The sequence below is a fragment of the Pseudoalteromonas sp. Scap06 genome (genome assembly GCF_013394165.1).
Lineage (GTDB): Bacteria > Pseudomonadota > Gammaproteobacteria > Enterobacterales > Alteromonadaceae > Pseudoalteromonas.
Map to the genome: position 1 here is coordinate 704,618 of NZ_CP041330.1, position 21,328 is coordinate 725,945.

The following is a 21,328-nucleotide window of genomic DNA, read 5'->3' on the forward strand; positions in this document are numbered from 1 at the left end:
GTTTTTTATAAAAAATTAAGGTAGTGTACGCGGGTTTGAAATCCTAATAACAACACACATAGCTATCCAAACAGTGAGTTTGGCTAAGGACACAACAATGAAATTTACTAAAACTCTTATTGCGGCATCGCTGGCATTTGTTTCAGCTGATACCTTTGCAGCGGCTTTTCAGCTTGCTGAACAAAACGTATCTGGTTTAGGCCGCGCATACGCAGGTGAAGCGTCTGTAGCAGACGATGCGTCTGTGGTTGCACGTAACCCAGCATTAATGACGTTGTTTAAAGAGAAGCAACTTAGTGTTGCAGCTATGGCTGTAATTCCTGACGTGAGCCTTGAAGGTACAGGTAATGTCTACGGTTTAGATAACAGCGTACTAGATGATGACAGCATCGCACCGAGCGCGATTATTCCTGCTGGTTATTTCACTATGCCAGTAAATGATAAAGTATCAGTTGGTTTTGGTGCATTTTCTAACTTTGGCTTAGCAACTGAGTTTAACGATGATTACGCAGCTGGCCAAATTGCCGGTGAAACTGAAATTGTTACGGTAAACATGAACGCAAGCGTTGCTTATAAAGTTTCAGAGCAGTTTAGCTTTGGTATTGGTTTAAATGCAATTTATGCAGAAGCGAAGATTATTCGTAAGTTTGGTGTTGTACCTCCAGTAAACCCTGCTATTGCATCTATTCCTGCAAGTGCTGATGCTGTTCACCTTGAAGGTGATGACATGGGTTACGGCTTAAACGTTGGTTTAATGTACCAATTAGATGAAAATAGCCGCTTTGGTTTTAATTACCGTACAGAAACAGATATTACTTTTGAAGGTGAGTACTCGAATGAACTACCTTCATTTATTCCAGGTGGGTTAAACGGTCAAGTTGAATTACCTGGCTCAGTTGAAATTACATTACCAGCAATTGCTGAGTTCTCTGGTTCTCACCAATTAGATAAAAAACTAGGCGTTCACTACAGCGTATTGTGGACAGGTTGGAGCAGCTTTGATTCATTAGAAGCACAAGTTACTGCACCTACAGGTGGTAAGTTCAGCGCGTTTGAAAAAACAGAAGATTTCTCTGATGCACTGCGCTACTCAATCGGTACTGATTACCAGTACAGTGAAAACTTAATGCTTCGTGCTGGTTTTGCGTTTGATGAATCACCAGTATCACAACAGCATTTATCAATTTCTATCCCTGATACAGACCGTTTTTGGTTCTCGTTTGGTGGTAACTATGCGATCGATGAAAACTCAAATGTTGATTTAGGTGTGAGCGTATTACGTGGTAAAACACAAAACTTTACTGAAAAAGTAGAAAGCGAAACATTACCACAGCAATGGTCTTTTGAATCAAAAGGTCATGCAGTATTATTAGGTGCTCAGTATAACTACACATTCTAATTCTGCCTAGAGCCTAGAGCCTAGAGCCTAGAGCCTAGACACAAAAAAGCCGCTTACTTCAAATGAAGTAAGCGGCTTTTTTATACTTATAAATTAACTGTTTACGAATGGCATAAGCCATTCGTACTGGTTTAATTATAAGCTTTCTATTTTAACTTTTTGCTCTAGTAGCTTAGTTTTAGCATCGGTAAATTCAGCTAGCTTAGCATTTTCTTTAGCAAGTACCGCTTCAGGTGCATTGTTAACAAACTTTTCGTTAGCCAGTTTATTTTGCACTTGCGCTAGGCCTTTCTCTGCTTTTTCAAGTTGCTTGTTGATACGTGCAAGCTCAGCTTCCACATCAATTAAGCCCGCCATTGGGATCATAATCTCAAGGTTGCCAACATAAGAGGTTGCACACGCTGGGGCATCGTCTTTGTTTTCAAGCAGAGTAAATGCTTCAAGCTTAGCGAGTGACGCTAAAAACGATTCATTTTCGTTAATACGGCGCACATCATCGCTTGATGCGTTAGCCAGTAAAACGCTAAGTGGTTTACTTGGGCTGATATCCATTTCACCACGAATATTACGAATCGCTAAAATGAATTGCTTAACCCACTCTAAATCGTCCATTGCTTGTGCATCAACATTGGCTTGATTATAAACAGGGAAACCCTGAACCATAATACTGGTACCCGCTGTTTCAAGGCCAGCAAGTGGTGCAACACGTTGCCAAATCGTTTCAGTGATGTAAGGCATCATTGGGTGCATTAAGCGTAATAAGCTTTCAAGTACCGTAATAAGTGTATGACGTGTACCGCGTTGCTGTGCTTCATTGCCTTTAAATAGTACCGGCTTTGTCAGTTCTAAGTACCAATCGCAGAACTGATTCCAGGTGAATTCATACAGCGTGTTCGCTGCTAAATCAAAACGGTAGTTATCAAGGTGCTCAGTGTAGGTTTTAACCGTGGCTTCATATTGGCCTAAAATCCAACGATCAGCTAACGAGTACTGTTTTTCGCTCTCGTTAAAGCCACAGTCTTGCTCTTCTGTGTTCATTAATACGTAACGGCTTGCGTTCCATAATTTGTTACAGAAGTTACGGTAGCCTTCAAGGCGGTTCATATCCCAGTTTATATCACGACCAGTTGAAGCCATGGCTGCTAGGGTAAAGCGCAGTGCGTCGGTACCGTGTGCTTCAATACCGTTTGCAAATACTTTGCGGGTATCTTTTTCAATTTTAGCGGCAAGTTTAGGCTGCATCATGTTACCAGTACGCTTTTGTACTAAGTCTTCAAGGCCAATGCCGTCAATCATATCAAGTGGGTCAAGTACGTTACCTTTAGACTTCGACATTTTATCGCCGTTATCGTCACGTATTAAGCCAGTTACATACACGGTTTTAAAAGGAACTTGTGGTTTGCCGTTTTCATCCTTTATAAAGTGCAGCGTCATCATGATCATACGTGCAACCCAGAAGAAAATGATATCAAAACCGGTTACCAACACGTCAGATGGGTGGAAGGTTTTTAAGTCATCGGTATTTTCTGGCCAACCTTGGGTTGAGAAGGTCCACAGTGCTGATGAGAACCACGTATCAAGAACGTCTTCGTCTTGGCTAAGCGCTACGCTATCTGCAATATTGTTATCGCGGCGTACTTCTGCTTCATCACGACCAACGTATACGTTGCCTTCGCTGTCGTACCAAGCTGGAATACGGTGACCCCACCAAAGCTGGCGTGAAATACACCAGTCTTGTACGTCATTCATCCACGAAAAGTACATGTTTTCGTATTGCTTAGGTACAAATTGGATGTCGCCGTTTTTAACTGCGTCTTTTGCAGGTTCAGCAAGTGGTGCAACACGTACATACCATTGGTCAGTAAGTAGTGGTTCAATAACAACACCAGAGCGGTCACCGTAAGGAACGGTTAGGCCATGGTCTTCAATTTTTTCAAGTAGGCCTAGCTCTTCAAATTCAGCAATAATCGCTTTACGTGCGTCAAAACGGTCCAGGCCATGTAAGCGCTCAGGAATTGGCGCATCAAATTCAAGTTCTTTACCATCAAAGGTGTATGTTTCACCTTGGGTTAAAATAGCCGCGTCTTTGTCGAAGATATTAATCATCGGCATCTTGTGGCGCTTACCAACTTCGTTATCGTTAAAGTCGTGCGCAGGGGTTATTTTTACACAGCCCGTACCTTTGTCTTTATCGGCATGTTCATCGGCAACAATTTTAATACGACGATTAACAATCGGTAGTAAAATCTCTTTACCGATTAGGTCTTGGTAGCGCTCGTCATCTGGGTTTACTGCCACACCTGAGTCACCCAACATAGTTTCTGGGCGCGTAGTGGCTACAACAATATAGTCTTTACCGTCTTGCGTTTTTACGCCATCAGCCAGTGGGTAACGTAAGTTCCACATATGGCCTTGTTTGTCTTTGTTTTCTACTTCAAGATCAGAAATCGCAGTGTGTAACTTTGGATCCCAGTTTACTAGGCGTTTACCACGGTAAATTAGGTTTTCTTTATGAAGGCGTACAAATACTTCTTTAACAGCTTCTGATAGGCCATCGTCCATAGTAAAACGTTCACGGTCCCAATCAACAGAAGCACCTAAGCGGCGAAGTTGTTTAGTGATTGTGCCACCAGACTCGTTTTTCCATTCCCAAATTTTATCGATAAATGTATCACGGCCTAAATCGTGGCGTGTTTTACCCTCTTCTGCCGCAAGCTTTCGCTCTACTAGCATTTGCGTGGCAATACCTGCGTGGTCAGTACCTACTTGCCATAATGTATTGTTACCTTGCATACGTTTAAAGCGCGTTAAGGTATCCATGATGGTATCTTGGAAAGCGTGGCCCATGTGTAAGCTACCCGTGACATTTGGCGGCGGGATCATAATTGAATATGGGGTGCCTTGGCCAGATGGCTTAAAGTAGCCTTTTTGTTCCCAGTCTTGATATAGAGACTGTTCAATATCTTGCGGATTGTAGGTTTTATCCATTACACAGAACCTTAAATAAGTACTTAAATTAGTTAGTTAGCTTTGTACGCAGTGAGCGTTAGCGATTAATATCTTGCGTGGTGATATTGGCACCGAGTTGGCGTAGTTTTTTAAAGCGCTCACGAGCGGCTTGTTTGGCTACGGGCTCTACGGGTACAAAATCAAAAACTTGGTTAAACCGACGAATAAAATCCGGTAAGTGATTGGCCAAGTTAATTAATACTTTACGATTACCAACAGGTGGTGTTGTGCCAATTTCTACAGGTGCGCCGCCTTTTGGGCCTTCACCTTGTAAATTGTGGGGCACAAAACTGTCGGCATCAAATGTCCAAATAGTTTCGTCAATGCTGTTGGCGGTTGCTTCGCTGTCTACAAAAATAAATACGCGTTGACCAAGCCGATACTGTTGCCCAGCTATTTGAGCTGCTAAAGCAAAGTGATCATCGGCTTTAGCTAATGACTCATCTTGTTGCTTTAAAATGAAAAACTGGGCATTCATGTTCATTGTATCGGGATTTCCCATGACATTGATTGTGCTGTTATTAAATACACACAAATTAAGAAGGGGATTTTGCCATATAACGGGGTTTGCTTCAATTAATACCCAATAAATAAGGCGCTTTAAAAGCGCCTTATTTTATACTCTATATTGGGCTGTGAAGCCTTTTACAGGTTTGTTAGTCTTGGGTTGCTTCGCTAATGCCTGCTCGGTTTAATAAATACTGAGTTAGCATAGGTACAGGGCGACCCGTTGCGCCTTTTTTAGCGCCGCTGCGCCATGCCGTACCGGCAATATCTAAATGTGCCCAGTTATACTTTTTAGTAAATTTAGATAAGAAACAGGCCGCAGTAATAGTACCTGCAGCTCGGCCACCTAAGTTAGTAAAGTCGGCAAATGGGCTTTCTAGTTGATCTTGATAATCATCCCATAATGGCAGTTGCCATGCACGATCGCCACTTTGCTCAGACGCTTTTAATAAATCATGCGCCAGTGGATTATGGTTTGCTAATAAACCCGTAGCGTGGGCACCTAAAGCAACAATACATGCACCGGTTAATGTAGCAACATCAATCACGGTTTCTGGTTCAAAACGCTCAACATAGGTTAGCGCGTCACATAACACTAAACGGCCTTCGGCATCAGTATTAAGTACTTCAACCGTTTGCCCAGACATAGTGGTTAAAATATCACCTGGGCGATAGGCGTTTGAGCTTGGCATGTTTTCACAACCGGCTAAAACGCCAATTACGTTTATAGGTAGCTGCATTTGTGCAAGCGAGCGCATAGCACCAATAACACCAGCAGCGCCACCCATGTCGTATTTCATTTCATCCATGCCTTCGCCTGGTTTTAATGAAATACCGCCTGAGTCAAAGGTTAAGCCTTTACCAACTAACACGATAGGCGCTTGGTCATCGCCTGCGCCTTTGTAGTTAATTATCGACATAACCGATTCGTTATCACTACCACGACCAACTGCTAGGTATGAGTTCATACCTAGTTCTGCCATTTTATCTTCGCCAATCAGTTCAACAGTGATGTTGTCAAAATTAGTCTCAAGTTCTTTGGCTTGCTCGCCAAGATACGCTGGATTACAAATATTAGGCGGCATATTGGCAACGTCTTTGCACAATTTGCTACCAGCAGCAATCGCTAGGCCATGCTCAATGGCACTTTCACCTATAGTCAGTTCGCGGCGCGTAGGAACGTTAAATACCATTTTACGCAGTGGACGACGTGGGTCTACTTTCTTACTTTTTAGCTGATTGAAGGTGTATAAACAGTCTTGGGTTGTTTCTACCGCTTGACGCACTTTCCAATAGGTATCACGGCCTTTAACGTGTTGCTCAGTTAAAAAGCACACTGCTTCCATCGAGCCTGTTTCGTTTAAGGTGTTGATAGTTTTAGAAATAATTTGTTTATATTGTTTATCGTCTAGTTCGCGTTCTTTACCGCAGCCAACGAGTAGAATACGTTCGCTTAAAATATTGGGTACATGGTGTAATAGTAGTACTTGCCCAGGCTTACCTTCTAAGTCGCCACGGCGTAATAAATTTGAGATATAACCATCGCTGATTTTATCAAGTTGTTCACCAATGGGGGATAACCTGCGTGGTTCGTATACGCCAACAACAATACATGCACTGCGCTGTTTTTCTGGGCTACCACTTTTTACGTTGAATTCCATTGTCACTCCTGATTTTGAGTCATCTATAGAAGCTAAGTTGGGACTAAAAATGTGTTTTCTAGTCTTTTTACCTAAATTTTTAGGTCTAGCGCTAATATTAGTAGATTTTACTCGACTCTTACTGTGTATTTGAACTTTATATGCTTAAGGGTTACTAATGCAACATTATATCGTGATGTTAGGTAGGATAATTAATATTGATGGCTTATAATGTGTGCTTAATACTCATTTAAAATGAGTGAATTAACTCGTTCACTCATTGTTTTTTATTACTATATTGAAATTCCATGTTTAACAGGGGCGAATGTTGCTAATTTTCCGTTATTTGACCACTGAGGTTTTTAAATCGCAGGTCGCCGTATTTTTAACTTTAATGACCATATTTTTGTCGCAAAAGTTTGTTGTCATTCTTGGTGATGCCTCAGAAGGGAGTATCCCAGCAAAGCTTGTGTTTGCCATGATTGCGCTTAAATTACCGCAGTTAGCATCATTAATTTTGCCTCTGAGCTTATTTTTAGGGATTATTTTAGCTTATAGCCGTATTTACGCTGACAGTGAAATGACTGTACTTAAAGCCTGTGGCGTGAGTGAGTGGTATGTAGTGCGTATTACGCTAATTTCAAGTGTCATCTTAGCGTTATTGGCGGCGGTGCTTACCCTGTATATTGCACCGTGGGCAAGCGAACAAGAATACCAACTTAAAGAACAAGCCAAGGCTGATGCTGGTTTATCTGCACTTCGAGCTGGGCGTTTTCAGCAAACCGGTAACGAAAAAGCTGTGGTATTTATTCATAATATTGAAAATAGCGGCAAAGAGCTCAACAAAGTTTTTGTGGCACAACTCCCCGATAGCGAAAAAGGCGACTTAGCGCGATTAGTTTATGCAGAGCAAGGTGTTGTTATTGAAGCACAGAATGGTGAACAGCAGTTAGTACTTACTGATGGTAAACGTTACGAGACCGATGGCGAAGCGCCTTCACTTAACTTAACTGAGTTTGATGGCTACAGCGTACAAATTCGCGAACAAGAAATAGAACATCAACGTCGTAAGTTAGAAGCCGTGCCAACTCGTGAATTAATAACCATTAATACCCCAGAAGCAATTGCACAGTGGCAATGGCGTTTAGCTATTCCGTTATCTATTCCATTATTAACTTTACTTGCAGTACCCCTGAGCGTTGTTAATCCACGCCAAGGTAAATTTGCTAAATTAGTACCGGCTTTGAGCTTATATTTAGGGTATTTCATTTTACTTAATGCAGCTAAGTTTGCGGTAGAAGATGGTAAAATTCCGCCTTCTATTGGTCTGTGGTGGATTCACTTAAGTGCATTATTTATTGGTAGTTTATTAATTATTAGGGGTCGTCCATTAGGTGCTTGGCTGAAAGCTGTTGTTACTAAACGGGAGCAACACGTATGATGAAAACGCTTGATTGGTATTTAGGTCGCAGTATTATGCAAACCACTGGGTTTGCACTAATGGTGCTGGTGGGGATCAGTACTTTAATTAAATTTATAGAGCAGCTTAAATCGGTTGGCCGAGGTAGTTACGACATTATGACCGCCTTGCTATATACAATTTATAGTATGCCTGGCGATTTAGTGGTGTTTTTCCCGATGGCGGCACTTATTGGTGGCTTAACTGGGTTAGGTGCTTTGGCCTCTAATAGTGAGCTGGTAGTGATGCAAGCCGCGGGTATGTCGCGTTTACAAATTATTGGCTCGGTAATGAAAACCGCTATTTTTATGGCCCTGTGCGTAATGGCATTAGGGGAGTGGGGAGCGCCCGCCGCTCAGTTGCATGCAAAGGAAATGCGTAACCAAGCTATTCATGGTGGGGATGTATTTAATGCGCAAAAAGGCGTGTGGGCTAAAGACGGCAGTAATTTTATTAATATTGAAGATGTTGACCAAAATGGCATGCTCCGCGGCGTAAATATGTACCACTTCGATAAGTCGTTGCTACTTACACAAATTACTAAAGCAAAAGAAGCAGTAGGGCGTGATAATGGCTGGCTACTGCGCGATGTGAACAAAGTATTGATCAGTGAAGAGCTTATTACCACGGAGCAAGTTACTGAAGAGTTTTACCCATCTCAGCTTACCGGTGAAAAACTTGGCGTGGTTTCAGTAAAACCAGAGTCATTGTCGTTTTCAGGATTGTGGTCATATTTAGCTTATTTGCAGCAAAATGAGCAAGACACCAGTACCTATGATTTAGCGTTATGGCGTAAATTAATGCAGCCAGTGTCTATTGCTGTGATGTTGTTGGTTGCCTTATCGTTTATATTTGGTCCGCTGCGAACCGTAACTATGGGGGCACGAATTATCATGGGAGTGGTAACGGGGATAGTGTTTCACTTAACTAATGAGATATTTGGCCCAGTGGTAATGGTATATCAAATCCCAGCCATTATAGGCGCCGTTCTGCCGAGCATTTTATTTACTGGGTTTGCAGCTTATTTAATGAATAAGCGGGTGTAGCTAGACTTAAAGCTTAAATAAAAACGCGGCCTTTTTTAAAAGTGCCGCGTTTTTTATGCTTTAGCTTGAGGCTATACAAATTCACTAGATTAAGTATTAATCTAGTTCGCGATAAACGCGTTTATTTTCTTCTTTGGTGAGCGTAACTACTTCGGTTTTTGATAAGTAATCTTGCAGTGCTTTTTTATTTTTAAAGTCGACTAATACCACTAAATTCCCTAAACCAAGTAATGCGCTGATACTGCGGATAATAGCTTGTGGCCAGCTAATTAAACTTCCTTGGTTGGTTTGTACTTTTAAGCGCCATGCTCGCATACCAATTGTTTGCCCACTTTTTGTCCAAAAATAACCAAAAAATACCAAGCCAACAAGCACCAGCAGCGAGCTGCGAATACCAGAAAGTAATAGTGAATCCTGAATACGTGCAGATACATCTTCAGCGCCATTAAGGGCAATAACATCAAGGGAAATAAGCCCTTGAATAGCAAATAAATACAATACCACCGTTAGCATCGCAAAAGCGATAATAGCTAATGTGTCGTACACCAATGACGCAAAACGACGCCAAAACCCTGCTCGTGGAAACTCAGCCGACATAAATATACTCTCACTGTTAATGTGCGCGATAGTTTAGCAAATAAGCCGTTAAATACTACCTATTACGCTACGTGCTTAACTCGGTATTGGCTCAAATGTTAATGGTTGCCTAAATGTTAAGCGGTCGATCACGCTGAATACATAAAACGCTTGCCGCTTTGCTCATTGTTTGTATAATGCTAGGCAATGAGATGGGAGAGGGTACATAATCTTTCACTCTTAAGTGGTTTTTCTTTATCTTCTCGTGTTAGAAGGTTAAAGAAAAATGATGCCAGCGTGATGAAATTGGTATACATGGGGGATTCAAAATCCCCTGCCGAAAGGCGTGCCGGTTCAAGTCCGGCCGCTGGTACCACTTTTTATAGCCCCTGCTAGATTTAGCAGGGGTTTTTTTATGTCTTAAATTTGAGTTGCCGGACTTGAGCGGCACGTGAGGTGCCGCTGTTATAAGTAAAAGTCCGGCCGCTGGTACCACTTTTTATAGCCCCGACCAAATTGGTTGGGGTTTTTTTATGCCTAAGATTTGAGTGGCCGGATTTTAATTACAAAAAATGTGTCCAACATTGCTACTTTTATAAGCAGTAGGTTTTGATCTAAACTTGGCCTGTAAACGTTTTGGTTTACCTAACCTTAAGCTCTGCTTGAGATAGGTTTCTTATCCAGAACTAAGGTTAGATAGTAAACACAGGCCTGACTTTAATCGTATTTTTTATTGATATGAGTTAGCTAAGTTGTGCAATGTGTTTTGACTCGGGTATTATATACCTTAACCTCTTGTTGCGAATAAAACATCATGACTCAATTAACCGCAAAACAGAATATTCAAGCCATTGTAAAAGCGATTAAGGCTGAAGAAGCATTACTGCGTAAAAAACACCCGTTATTAATGCATCAAAATACCTTAGGGATGGCTATTTTACTACTCTCTTTAAGTGCGTTAATAGGAATTGGCACGCTGTATTATTTTGCTATTATACCCGCATGGCTATGTATTATTTTAGCGGCGATTGCTACCTCAATTTCTCATGAACTTGAGCACGACTTAATTCATAAACAGTATTTTAGCAACCAACCATTTTTGCATAATTTTATGATGTTAACCGTGTGGCTGATGCGTCCTAATACCATAAGCCCATGGTACCGTCGCAAGATGCATTTACATCATCATAAAACGTCGGGTACTGAGCAAGATTTAGAAGAACGTTTGGTAGGTAATGGTATTAAAAATCCGTTTTTACGTGCCTTAGTAATTATTGATGGATTACTCGGCTTATTAATTAATGCAAAACGTTTTAGTAGAGAAATTAAAGGGTTTAGTTTTTTTAAAGTGTTTAATGCTGGTTTTCCAATTACCACTGCTTATTTTGCTATTTTATACAGTGTGATAGCGTTTCATTTAATCAATTTATTTACCCCAATTGCGGCTAACTCACCGGTATTTCTACTTGATGTAATGAATGTGTTCGAATTTCTAATGGTGGTGCTGATTGTGCCTAACATTGTGCGTTCGAGCTCACTTAATTTTGTTACTTCAAGTATGCATTATTACGGCGGTGTGAATAATATGCTTGAACAAACTCATGTTATTACTAGCCGTTTATTTATACCATTTAATTTATTTTGCTTTAACTTTGGGCATACTCATACTATTCATCATTTTGTGCCGAATCAGCCGTTTTATTTACGACAAATGATCAGTAAAAAAATCCTTGAAGTGATGCGCCAACACGGGGTACGTTTTAATGATTTTGCCAGTATAAAACAAGCGAATTTGTATCAATCATAATGTTAATTTTTATCCAATTATCAATTGATGCTTTGTTAATATTGCCTAGTCTAATGCTAGGCAATGCCTCTAGTAATATCAGGTAAAGTCCATAAAACCGTTTCAAATACCTAGGGTCTACTGACCTTTGCGGATTGAGATTCGTTAAAACTAGAGCAATTCAATCGCGATACGAGGTTTGTAACCTTGTGGGTTCGATAACTGCTCCTGCGTTATTCTACTGGCTTACATCCCTGTAAGAATAAGTGAAAAACGAGCAAAGCTTCCGCGTCTTGCTCATGTTCCTTACCTATACCCATTCAGGCAACAAAGAGTAAATCGCCTCTTAGCATGGCCTTTGGAACAGCTGAAAATTCAACCTTAAAAGATCATCAGAACTTAGTTAATTCATTACTTAAATACATTTTAACTTAGTGCTCAATTGCTCCTACTCAGTGCTTCGCTATGTAATTTAATATCAATTTTTTAATTACTTATTTTTAAAGTTATGGCTTGCCTTATACTCGATTTTTTAACCTTATATTTTTAAGTTATGAATAAAGAAGCACGTTAATCGAATTGAAATATTTCTGTAATATTTAGGTGTTCTAATGCGCTCTGAAACAAAAACGTCATCAAAATGCCATAATCGGCAAGACAAAAATTGAGATTTAAACATGAGTGAATCAAAGCGCAATACGCTATTAATAAAAACGCTTAACTGGGCTGCTATCGCCTTTTTAGTTTATTTAGTCCTAGTAGCCGTTGGCACTGTCAGTGGTGGTTTTAAATTAGCGTCGGGCGGTACTGAGGGAGCAAAAGAAATTTTTGCATTCGCAACCAACCCGTTTATTGCATTATTATTAGGTGCTTTGGCAACGGCTTTAGTGCAATCGTCATCAACGGTTACTTCAGTAATAGTGGGCCTTGTTGCTGGCGGTTTACCGTTAAGTATTGCTATTCCAATGGTGATGGGTGCAAATATTGGTACGACTATTACTAACACCTTAGTGTCTATTGGTCATATTCGCTCTAAAGAAGAGTTTCAACGTGCGTTTGCAGCATCAACGGTTCATGATTTCTTTAATTTATTTGCCGTTATTATATTTTTACCGCTTGAGATAATGTTTGGTTTGCTGCAAAAAATGTCCGCAGCTCTGTCGCACCTATTTATTGGTGATGCCGACTTATCATTAAAGAGCTACAACTTTATTAAACCACTTGTTAAACCTGCTGTGGGTGTAATAAAAGATGCATTTAGCTTCCTAGACACAAAAATGCTAGGTGCAGCGATGGTTATAGCAGGTATTTGTTTGATTTTATTTGCCGTAACTACATTAGGTAAACTACTTAAAAAAGCATTGGTTGGCACTGCAAAAGATATACTGCATGGTGCAATTGGGCGCGGGCCTATCGCGGGTATCACATCAGGTGCAGCGGTAACAGTTATGGTTCAGTCGTCGTCAACCACAACGAGTTTAATGATCCCACTTGCGGGAAGTGGTGTGTTTACTACACGTCAAATCTATCCATTTACGCTAGGGGCTAATATTGGTACAACCATTACCGCTCTATTAGCTGCCACATCAATTACAGGGCCTATGGCTGAAGTGGCGCTAACGATTGCTTTAGTACACGTTATGTTTAATGTATTTGCGGTTGCACTAATTTACGGAATTCCTGTACTACGTGAAATTCCGCTTAAGTTAGCCGAAAAGCTAGCCGAAATTGGTACAAAGAATAAATCAGCTGCATTAGGCTATGTGTTAGGGTCGTTCTTTGTGGTGCCAGGTTTAATTGTACTGGCCGTTAGATAAGCAAATAAATGAATAAAAAGAATGCGCTATATAGCTTATATAGCGCATTTTTTGTTTTACCATTGGTAACTTACAGACAGCATGGCATTACGCGGTTTTCCTGGGAAGTAACGATCGCCAGTAAAACTAGTGTAATCTGCGCGCTGTGCGTAAGCCTTGTTGGTTAGATTTATTATTCGCGCACTCAGTAATAGCTGTGGGCTTATTTGCCATTGGCCGCGCAAGCTTAAAATATCGTGACCTTGATATTCATGTAAGTTTTCAGGGTCGGTAAAATAGCGACTCACATAGTGCCATTGCAGAGCAAGGTTAACACGCTCGTTGGCTTGCCAGTTAAAATCGATATTAGCAACCTTTCGAGGTGCGGTATCAATATCGTTACCTTTAATATTAATACTGCCAATGATTTGATCATTCGAGTACGTATGCTTGGCATAAGTACCTGCGAAGTTAACCGATAAGTGCTGATTAAAGCTATGCGCTAACTCAAGCTCAATGCCGCGATGTCGAGTTTGGCCGTCATTAACAGTAAAAAAGTCACTGTCACGGTAGATGGTATTGTGCTTGCTCATCGCATAAGCCGACAAACCGTAGCGAGTATTGTTGTACACCCCTTTAATACCTAACTCAGCATTATTTGCTATTTCTGCGTCTAAGTCGGCAGTACTTTGCTCGCGTTGTAATTGATAAAGCTCAGCTGCTTGTGGGGCTCTATAGCCTCTTGAAAAGTTAGCGTATAATGTATTGTTAATATTAAGCTGATAGCTCACACCGAGTTTTGGCGAAAGATTACTAAAGCTGTTTTTAGTGCTCTCGGGGCGACTATAACGACAGCCACCAAAACCACATTTACTGCCATCTTCTTTTGTACGCCCTGTAAGCATATTGTTTTGATAGTTATATTGCATATGCTCATAACGTAGACCTGCAGTTATAAGCCAATTATTTAGCTGCCAATCAATAGCGGCAAATGGGGCATATAAGGTGGCATCGACTTGGTAATCGTAATGTTTACCTTGCGGCACTGTGGCCACTAAAAACGCAGAACCTTGAGTTGGTTTATCTTGGGTTTGTAAAAAATCGGCTTGGGTAAACTCACCATCAAAACCAAGCTTTAAGTTGGTATTGTCGTTCACATAATGCTGATAAAGCGATTGTAGCCCAAACCCAGTTTGGCTATTTTTTTCAAGTGGTGTGCCGGGTAAAAAGTGTTTAAAAAAGTCCATACTTTGGTCACGAATATAAGGGGTAACAACTAGAGTGTTTTCTCCTAATTGCCAGCTTGCTTTACTCCAAGCCCTAAACGAGCGAGCTTTTCTAAAGGCGTCGGGATCAAAATTTTGCTGTGCTATATCTTCATCTTTATAGCTTTGAAAACCGCTAATATAACCAGCAGTTTGTTGATCTAAATTAGTATACGTAAGCCCAGAAACTAAGCTTAAGTTGTCATTATTATAGCGATGGCGCACATTTATTTTTTGTTGCTTTACGCTTTCGTCATCTCGATAACCGCTATCATCAGTAAAACTAGCATTAATACCTAGGCCTGAATTATCCATGGCATGGCCTGCACGTAATTTATAGCGAGCATAACCATAAGAGCCATAATCAAAGCCTAGTAAACCACCACCTTGCGTAGTATCAGGGGTAATAACGTTAATTACACCATGCACTGCATTAGAACCATAAAGTGCAGAACCTGGGCCTTTTAATACTTCAATACGCTCTGCCATTTCGCTATGCGCTTCGAATAGTTCATTGATATTACAAAAACCAGCTGCACGAAGAGCTATGCCATCTTCTGCGGTTAAAACACCACCACAAGCGCCCGTTCCAGAAAGTACTTGCGAGCGCAGAGCCGGTAAATACTCTTGGCCATTCCCACGTTGGACATTGGCACCTGCAACGCGTTGTAGCGCTTCCTCTACATGGGTAGGAGCTATAAGCTCAAGCTGTGATTCACTTAATACACTGATCACCAGTGGTAATGGCGTGGAAAGCGCTTCACTACGCGATGCTGTGGTGGTGATACGTTCAATTGATTGCGCGGTATCTTCAGCACACGCACTATTAATTAAACCTAACTGACTGCATAACAATAACGGGGGTAAATAGTAATATTTCATAAATTCCAGCACATCGGCAATTTGATAAGTTTAGGGTAGGGGATTTTGTGAATTGGTTAAAGCACACTCAACCTATAAACCCGATAAGTAATCGATAAAACAATACAAAAAATGCCCGGAAAAACTAAAGTGAGCACTGAGTAATGTTTAAATAGTAATACCCCTACCACTGCGCCGGCTAAAAACCCGGCAATAATTAATACAAAGACCAAGCATTTTCTATTGTCAAAAGCTTCTCCTTTTAGGGCTTTACCAAACATCAAACCCAGATCGGTAAAAATACCTGTTAAGTGAGTGGTTCGCACAACTGCGCCGCTGTAGTTAGTGGCTAAAGCATTTTGTAAGCCGCAGGCCGCAGAAGCGAGTGTAAGTGCGTAAGGGTAAGAATATTGAAGTAGCTGTGCGCTTAACAGCAGTAAAATACCCTCAATAAATAAGAGCGTATCGTAATGGCGGCCTAGCTTAAGTGAACCGCCTGAAAGCATTAAGCCTGTTAATGCCGAGCCAAATATAAAACTCAGTACAATCGCAATTAAAAATAACGCTGCCTTGATGTTGGTAGTAAGTTCAATAGCTAATGAAGTCACCGACCCTGAAACGTGAGAAATTGCTTGCTGTTCAAACCCTAATAAACCTACTGCGTTTACCATACCGGCAATAAAAGCGAGGGTAAACGCACCATATTCGACCCACTTAGGTAGTTTTGTAAACATCCTTTTAGCTCCGGTTTCAGTGTGTAGATTAATCATACACTTAATTAAAGTTAATAAATGAAAAGAGGTTATATTTTTAACATCACAAGCAAGTGATGATCGCTAAATTTAACTTTTGCGTATCAACCAAATTTGGAATTAATATGTTTAACCAAGAACAGCAATCACGCATTATAGAAATGGCATGGGAAGACAGAACGCCATTTGAAGCCATTGAAAATCTGTATGGGCTAAATTACTCTCAATTAGTTAATTTTATGCGGGAGCATATCTCTAGCGGGTCATTTAAAGTATGGCGTAAGCGCCATGCTGGGCGTAAAACTAAACACCTAAAGTTACGCGACCCCGCGATTATGCGCAGTCATTGTAAAACACAGTACAAGCAACGTTAATTTTTCTCATTTCATGTAATGTTCAGGCTTAGCCGTTAATACTCTTCAGTAATGATCACACTGGAGAATCGCCATGAAATCACTAATCAGTATTTTAGTAATGGTTTTTGCGCTAACGGCAACAAACGCATTTGCTGTACCACACAAAGACAAACATGCAGGCAAGCATGCGAATAAACACGCAAACAAGCATCACTGGAAAAAGCAAAAATATAACCAATACAATAATAAAAAATGGCTTTCTAAGAAACAAGCCAAGCAGTTAATTCGTCAAGGGTGGACTCCACCAGGGTGGCACAGATCTTATCATCAAGGTGATATCCTTGGGCATGACATTTATAAGCGTGCTAGAGTAATAGACCGAGAAAGAGACACAGTGCGAGTTGAAGTTGATCGCACTATTATTCACTTAGTGCACGACACTCGTGAAATACTCTCTATTTTACAGCGCTATTAGGATTTATAAATGCTCACTGTATTGGTCATAGTTACTGGCTTGTTGTTATTAATAACGTTATTACCCCTGTCATACAGTCAGCATTACTTGATACGTAGTTGCGACTTTGTGCGCTTGCAGGTGTGTTACCTAGCAAGCGCTGTAATTATCGTGGCAGTAATAGGTATGTGGCAAATCGACTTTATTGCATACTCATTAATAGCGGCTGTTGCTTTAATTATTTGTGCGCTTCAAGCTAAGTGGATTTATCCCTACACTTGGTTTGCTAAAAAAGAAGTATTAACAGCGCCAAAAAGTAGTGATCATAGCATCAGAATCTTATCCGCTAATGTACTGATGTCGAATCGACATAGTGAGCAGTTAATTAACTTAGTCGATAAATATCAGCCCGATTTACTTATCACCTTAGAAAGCGATAGTTGGTGGCAAGATAAATTGTCCGTGCTTAAAAAAAACTACCCTTATCAAGTACAGTGCCCAAAAGATAACCGCTACGGCATGCATGTATTTAGTAAATTTAACATACTCGATGCACAAATTTGTGCACTTATAGAAGATGATATTCCTTCTATTCATATTTTATTTGAAAACCACCAAGGGTTAAAAATGCAGGGGCATTTTATTCATCCCGCGCCACCAAGCCCAACCGAAGAAGATTCATCACGTCCACGCGATAGCGAATTAATAATGGTGGCTAAAGCCCTTAAAGGTTCAACTCGCCCTACGATAGTCGCTGGCGATTTAAATGATGTTGCTTGGTCACGCAGTACTCGTTTATTTATGCAAATTAGTGGATTTTTAGACCCCCGTAAAGGCCGTGGTTTTTTTAATACTTTTCATGCTAATTACTTTTTTATGCGTTGGCCGCTTGATCATTTATTTCACTCAAAAGGCTTTAGTGTAAAACGAATAAAGCGCCTTGCTAAATATGGCTCCGATCATTTTGCCTTATTAACCGAATTGGTATTTGAAGATGCTAATCAGCAATCCCTAGAAACAAAACCAAGCGAGCAAAAGCAGCAAGATATACAAGAGCTGGCAATGAGCAAAGCAGATAAACGCAAAGTACCTATGTTTGAAAAGGGCTAGGTATAGTACAGATATTAGGTTAAAGGTTTTAGACGAAGTTTTTTGTAGCAAACTATTTGGTTTAGCGTTAATTAACAAAGAGATTCATTATGTTTAATAAAATTATCGACTTTTGGTTTACCGAGCTTGAGCCTAAACAGTGGTGGCAAAAAGACGATGGGCTTGATGCACAAATTAAAACTCGTTTTGGTAAATTGCATCATCAAGCAAGTGTAAATGAGTTATTTGATTGGCGTGAAAGCGCGATAGGTAGTCTTGCGGAAATTATTGTGCTTGATCAGTTCTCACGTAATATTTACCGTGAAAAGCCCGCAGCATTTGCCTGTGATGCATTAGCTCTAGCGTTAGCGCAAACCGCTATTGCGAAAGGGTTTGATAAGGAATTGACGGATGAGCAACGCGTATTTTTGTATATGCCTTTTATGCACAGCGAATCAAAGCTAATTCATAAGGAAGCAGTGAAGTTATATAAAGCGTTAGGTATTCAAAATAACTTAGATTTTGAGTATCAGCATAAGGCGATTATCGATAGATTTAATCGTTATCCGCATCGTAATAAGATACTGGGGCGGGATTCTACCAAAGAAGAGCTTGAATTTTTAAAGCAGCCTAACTCAGGTTTTTAAATTTATTAGACAAAAAAACACCACGCTTGCGACAAGCGCGGTGCTTAATTTTACTAACCTGATACCTGATATTAGCTGTGAATCATGATGCTTTTAACATTCACAAATTCGCGAATCCCAAAGCCACCATGCTCTCGGCCATAACCGCTGTCTTTAACACCACCAAATGGTAGGTTTGGTTGTGCCAAACCATAGCCATTAATATTGATCATGCCGGTGTCAAAATACTTTTTGGCCAGTTCAATGGCTTTCTTCTCATCTTTTGAAAATATACCGCCGCCTAGTCCATAGCGCGAATCATTAGCGATACGCATAGCGTCGTCGTTATCTTTGGCTTTAATTAAAGATGCGACAGGACCAAATAGCTCATCGTCATACGCAGGCATACCCGGTCTGAGGTTTTCCAGCACGGTTGGGGGGTAGTAATAACCTGTTTTTTGCGGTATTTCGCCGCCTACAAGTACTTTTGCACCTGCATTGACAGAGTCTTGTACTTGCTGATGAATTTTGTCGCGTAAATCTTCGCGTGCCATAGGACCTAGTTCAGTATCTTCATCCATTGGGTCGCCCATTTTTATCGCCTTAAACTGCTGGCTTAGTGCTTCTTTGAAGTCATTGTAGAGTGAATCAACCACCACAAAGCGCTTCGCGGCAACACAGGTTTGGCCGTTATTAATAATACGTCCTTGTAAACATGCTTTAACTGCAAGGGCTAAATCAGCGTCGTCAAGTACCACAAAAGCATCGTTACTACCCAGTTCTAGCACGGTTTTTTTAACATGCTTGGCAGCTTGCTCTGCCACTTTTTTACCTGTGCCATCACTTCCAGTAAAGGTTACGCCACTAATCGCTGAGTGTGAAATAAGGGCGCTGGCAGTTTTACCATCAACCAGTAAGTTGCTAAAGCAGTGTTCAGGAAAGCCTGCTTGTAAAAATAGCGTTTCAATTTTCTCAGCCATACCAAATACATTACCGGCGTGTTTTAATACCGTGGTATTACCCGCCATAATGTTTGCGGCACTGTATCTAATAACCTGATAAAGTGGGAAGTTCCACGGCTGAATACCCAGCAGTACGCCGGTAGGGCGATAGCTTATTATTGCACGACCGCCTTGCATGTCGCGCTCCTCGTCGCTAAGCATATCGGCGCCATGTTCAGCGGTATAACGACAAATGTCAGCACAAAGCTGAACTTCTTGGAAGCCTTGCTCATAGACTTTACCCATTTCTTCGGTCATTAGTTTTGCTAAGGCTTCTTTTTGACTTTCAAATAAAGAGGCTAATTTATTTAGATGTTGTGCGCGCTCGGTAAACGAGGTTAATCGCCATGTTAAGTATGTTTCATGAGATTTTTCGATCACTTGCTCTGCTTGAGCTTGAGAAAGCAGTGTATAGCTATTAATGACTTGCTCTGTTGCGGGATTGATCGTATCAACTGTGTTACTCATTTTACCTCCTAACAAATTATGTAATAGGGTAGGTGCAAAACCAAAGCCAGTTAGTTTCTCGATATTAAAAAAATCATAACTATCTGTTAGTAATAGTTTTTACATTACTTATGACTAAAATCTAGATGTTGTTTGCTTGCTGTTTTTGCTATGGTTCTGTAAATACTGCAAGTTGTTGAAAAAGTTACAGGGAGAGTTCAAATGAAGCCATCATTGTTTAATACCACTTTACCGATAATTCAGGCACCTATGGCGGGTGTTCAAAACGAGCAGCTTGCTCTTGTTGTAAGTGAGGCTGGAGGGTTAGGCTCTTTGCCTTGCGCTATGTTATCCCCAGCACAATTAGTTGAGCAGCTAGAAATACTTAGCCACAAAACAACAAAGCCGTTTAATCTTAACTTTTTTTGTCATGCAGTTGCTGACTACACATCCGCGCAACAACAGTGCTGGCATGCATTACTTGCCGCTTACTTTACAGAGTATAAAATTGACCCGCAAAGCTTAACTGCAGGGGCTTCTCGTCAACCTATAAATCAATCGATTGTTGATATAATTGCACCTTATAAGCCAGCAGTTGTGAGTTTTCATTTTGGTTTACCTGGGCAAACTATTGTGGCGCAAATAAAAAGCTGGGGCACTAAAGTAATTTCAACGGCTACCACTTTAGATGAAGCTATTTGGCTTAGTGAAAATGGCGCTGATGGGATTATTGCTCAGGGTATAGAAGCTGGTGGCCATCGAGGGCATTTTTTATCTATGGATTTAAGCTTACAACAAACTACTGAGCAGTTAGTTAAGCGTTGTGTTAAGCATATATCACTACCTATTATTGCTGCTGGTGGTATTGCTTCAGCCGATGATGTTCAGCGGTTTAAAGCGTTAGGAGCGAGTGCAGTCCAAGTAGGGAGTGCTTATTTACTGTGCAAGGAGGCAACAACATCAGCTTTGCATCAACAGGCTATTTTAGATCAGCAACAAGATGAGACCACACTGACCACATTGTTCTCTGGTAGAGCCGCTCGGGGTATTCAAAATCGAGTAATCCAAGAGCTAGGTGCTATGCCAAATGGGGTTCCTGCGTTTCCACATGCCAGCAGTGCAATAACAGCCTTAAGAAGTCGAGCTGAAAAAAGTGCTAAAAGTGATTTTTCACCTTTATGGTGTGGCCAAAAATATATTCCTAGGGTGGGTGTATCAGCGGCTGACATTACACATGCTTTAATGAAAAAATGGTAATT

17 protein-coding genes and 1 tRNA gene are annotated in these 21,328 nt (G+C 40.8%); 11 read left to right on the plus strand and 7 right to left on the minus strand.

All coding sequences use genetic code 11. The features are described from left to right. The first annotated feature begins 97 nt into the window (after positions 1-97). Entirely contained in the window at positions 98-1,399 is a 1,302-nt protein-coding gene (locus FLM47_RS03250) for an outer membrane protein transport protein (RefSeq protein ID WP_138605243.1), read from the plus strand. Between the two features lie 135 nt (positions 1,400-1,534). On the opposite strand, the gene FLM47_RS03255 is transcribed toward FLM47_RS03250, so the two are convergent. From FLM47_RS03255 to pepA, 3 genes are all read right to left on the minus strand, one after another. Beyond that, positions 1,535-4,387 (minus strand): valine--tRNA ligase, encoded by a 2,853-nt coding sequence (locus FLM47_RS03255; RefSeq protein ID WP_178955139.1) that lies wholly within the window; start codon positions 4,385-4,387, stop codon positions 1,535-1,537. Positions 4,388-4,445: 58 nt separating this feature from the next. After that, the gene (locus tag FLM47_RS03260; protein ID WP_008112488.1) at positions 4,446-4,892 is read right to left on the minus strand and encodes a DNA polymerase III subunit chi; all 447 of its coding nucleotides are present in this window, start codon (positions 4,890-4,892) and stop codon (positions 4,446-4,448) included. A 172-nt stretch (positions 4,893-5,064) separates the two neighbouring features. Beyond that, positions 5,065-6,576 (minus strand): leucyl aminopeptidase, encoded by a 1,512-nt coding sequence (gene pepA, locus FLM47_RS03265; protein ID WP_008112485.1) that lies wholly within the window; start codon positions 6,574-6,576, stop codon positions 5,065-5,067. A 307-nt stretch (positions 6,577-6,883) separates the two neighbouring features. Here pepA and lptF point away from each other — a divergent pair, with 307 nt between their 5' ends. Both lptF and lptG read left to right on the plus strand, forming a co-directional pair. Further along, positions 6,884-7,996, plus strand: coding sequence for an LPS export ABC transporter permease LptF (gene lptF / locus FLM47_RS03270; RefSeq protein WP_178956840.1), 1,113 nt, complete (start codon positions 6,884-6,886; stop codon positions 7,994-7,996). Continuing rightward, positions 7,993-9,060 (plus strand): LPS export ABC transporter permease LptG, encoded by a 1,068-nt coding sequence (gene lptG / locus FLM47_RS03275; RefSeq protein ID WP_178955141.1) that lies wholly within the window; start codon positions 7,993-7,995, stop codon positions 9,058-9,060. The genes lptF and lptG overlap by 4 nt, the downstream gene beginning before the upstream one ends. 96 nt (positions 9,061-9,156) lie before the next feature. On the opposite strand, the gene FLM47_RS03280 is transcribed toward lptG, so the two are convergent. After that, positions 9,157-9,657, minus strand: coding sequence for an RDD family protein (locus FLM47_RS03280; protein ID WP_138571397.1), 501 nt, complete (start codon positions 9,655-9,657; stop codon positions 9,157-9,159). 270 nt (positions 9,658-9,927) lie between these two features. Here FLM47_RS03280 and FLM47_RS03285 point away from each other — a divergent pair. From FLM47_RS03285 to FLM47_RS03295, 3 genes are all read left to right on the plus strand, one after another. Further along, a tRNA-Leu gene (locus tag FLM47_RS03285) sits at positions 9,928-10,012 on the plus strand. Between the two features lie 438 nt (positions 10,013-10,450). After that, positions 10,451-11,443: a fatty acid desaturase gene (locus tag FLM47_RS03290; RefSeq protein WP_178955143.1), complete on the plus strand. Its 993-nt coding sequence runs from the start codon at positions 10,451-10,453 to the stop codon at positions 11,441-11,443. Positions 11,444-12,099: 656 nt separating this feature from the next. Next, positions 12,100-13,239, plus strand: a complete 1,140-nt coding sequence (locus FLM47_RS03295) for a Na/Pi symporter (protein ID WP_008114296.1) — start codon at positions 12,100-12,102, stop codon at positions 13,237-13,239. Between the two features lie 56 nt (positions 13,240-13,295). Here FLM47_RS03295 and FLM47_RS03300 read toward each other — a convergent pair whose 3' ends face one another. Both FLM47_RS03300 and FLM47_RS03305 read right to left on the minus strand, forming a co-directional pair. Beyond that, on the minus strand, positions 13,296-15,365 hold the full coding sequence (locus tag FLM47_RS03300; RefSeq protein WP_178955145.1) for a TonB-dependent receptor: 2,070 nt from the start codon (positions 15,363-15,365) through the stop codon (positions 13,296-13,298). A 56-nt stretch (positions 15,366-15,421) separates the two neighbouring features. Then, the gene (locus FLM47_RS03305; protein WP_178955147.1) at positions 15,422-16,078 is read right to left on the minus strand and encodes a YoaK family protein; all 657 of its coding nucleotides are present in this window, start codon (positions 16,076-16,078) and stop codon (positions 15,422-15,424) included. A 143-nt stretch (positions 16,079-16,221) separates the two neighbouring features. Between FLM47_RS03305 and FLM47_RS03310 the strand changes: the two genes are divergently transcribed. The 4 genes from FLM47_RS03310 to FLM47_RS03325 all read left to right on the plus strand — a co-directional run bounded on the left by FLM47_RS03310 (position 16,222) and on the right by FLM47_RS03325 (position 18,642). Then, on the plus strand, positions 16,222-16,470 hold the full coding sequence (locus FLM47_RS03310) for a TIGR03643 family protein (RefSeq protein WP_041708743.1): 249 nt from the start codon (positions 16,222-16,224) through the stop codon (positions 16,468-16,470). 73 nt (positions 16,471-16,543) lie between these two features. Continuing rightward, positions 16,544-16,927 (plus strand): hypothetical protein, encoded by a 384-nt coding sequence (locus tag FLM47_RS03315; RefSeq protein WP_075170389.1) that lies wholly within the window; start codon positions 16,544-16,546, stop codon positions 16,925-16,927. Positions 16,928-16,936: 9 nt separating this feature from the next. Beyond that, on the plus strand, positions 16,937-18,016 hold the full coding sequence (locus FLM47_RS03320) for an endonuclease/exonuclease/phosphatase family protein (RefSeq protein ID WP_178955149.1): 1,080 nt from the start codon (positions 16,937-16,939) through the stop codon (positions 18,014-18,016). 89 nt (positions 18,017-18,105) lie between these two features. Then, complete coding sequence (locus tag FLM47_RS03325; protein ID WP_138605233.1) at positions 18,106-18,642, plus strand: DUF924 family protein; 537 nt, start codon at positions 18,106-18,108, stop codon at positions 18,640-18,642. Between the two features lie 71 nt (positions 18,643-18,713). Here the strand turns inward: FLM47_RS03325 and FLM47_RS03330 are convergent, their stop codons facing one another. Beyond that, positions 18,714-20,090 carry an NAD-dependent succinate-semialdehyde dehydrogenase gene (locus tag FLM47_RS03330; protein WP_178955151.1) on the minus strand — a complete coding sequence of 459 codons (1,377 nt, stop codon included), beginning with the start codon at positions 20,088-20,090 and terminating at the stop codon, positions 18,714-18,716. Positions 20,091-20,291: 201 nt separating this feature from the next. On the opposite strand from FLM47_RS03330, the gene FLM47_RS03335 reads away from it, so the two are divergent. Further along, a complete protein-coding gene (locus FLM47_RS03335) occupies positions 20,292-21,326 on the plus strand; it encodes a nitronate monooxygenase family protein (protein WP_178955153.1) in 1,035 nt (344 codons plus the stop codon). The last annotated feature ends 2 nt before the right edge of the window (positions 21,327-21,328 follow it).

Coding starts and splice junctions, on each gene's coding strand:
- FLM47_RS03250 (WP_138605243.1), top strand. CDS start 98: ATGAAATTTACTAAAACTCTTATTGCGGCATCGCTGGCATTTGTTTCA.
- FLM47_RS03255 (WP_178955139.1), bottom strand. CDS start 4,387: ATGGATAAAACCTACAATCCGCAAGATATTGAACAGTCTCTATATCAA.
- FLM47_RS03260 (WP_008112488.1), bottom strand. CDS start 4,892: ATGAACATGAATGCCCAGTTTTTCATTTTAAAGCAACAAGATGAGTCA.
- pepA (WP_008112485.1), bottom strand. CDS start 6,576: ATGGAATTCAACGTAAAAAGTGGTAGCCCAGAAAAACAGCGCAGTGCA.
- lptG (WP_178955141.1), top strand. CDS start 7,993: ATGATGAAAACGCTTGATTGGTATTTAGGTCGCAGTATTATGCAAACC.
- FLM47_RS03280 (WP_138571397.1), bottom strand. CDS start 9,657: ATGTCGGCTGAGTTTCCACGAGCAGGGTTTTGGCGTCGTTTTGCGTCA.
- FLM47_RS03290 (WP_178955143.1), top strand. CDS start 10,451: ATGACTCAATTAACCGCAAAACAGAATATTCAAGCCATTGTAAAAGCG.
- FLM47_RS03295 (WP_008114296.1), top strand. CDS start 12,100: ATGAGTGAATCAAAGCGCAATACGCTATTAATAAAAACGCTTAACTGG.
- FLM47_RS03300 (WP_178955145.1), bottom strand. CDS start 15,365: ATGAAATATTACTATTTACCCCCGTTATTGTTATGCAGTCAGTTAGGT.
- FLM47_RS03305 (WP_178955147.1), bottom strand. CDS start 16,078: ATGTTTACAAAACTACCTAAGTGGGTCGAATATGGTGCGTTTACCCTC.
- FLM47_RS03310 (WP_041708743.1), top strand. CDS start 16,222: ATGTTTAACCAAGAACAGCAATCACGCATTATAGAAATGGCATGGGAA.
- FLM47_RS03315 (WP_075170389.1), top strand. CDS start 16,544: ATGAAATCACTAATCAGTATTTTAGTAATGGTTTTTGCGCTAACGGCA.
- FLM47_RS03320 (WP_178955149.1), top strand. CDS start 16,937: ATGCTCACTGTATTGGTCATAGTTACTGGCTTGTTGTTATTAATAACG.
- FLM47_RS03325 (WP_138605233.1), top strand. CDS start 18,106: ATGTTTAATAAAATTATCGACTTTTGGTTTACCGAGCTTGAGCCTAAA.
- FLM47_RS03330 (WP_178955151.1), bottom strand. CDS start 20,090: ATGAGTAACACAGTTGATACGATCAATCCCGCAACAGAGCAAGTCATT.
- FLM47_RS03335 (WP_178955153.1), top strand. CDS start 20,292: ATGAAGCCATCATTGTTTAATACCACTTTACCGATAATTCAGGCACCT.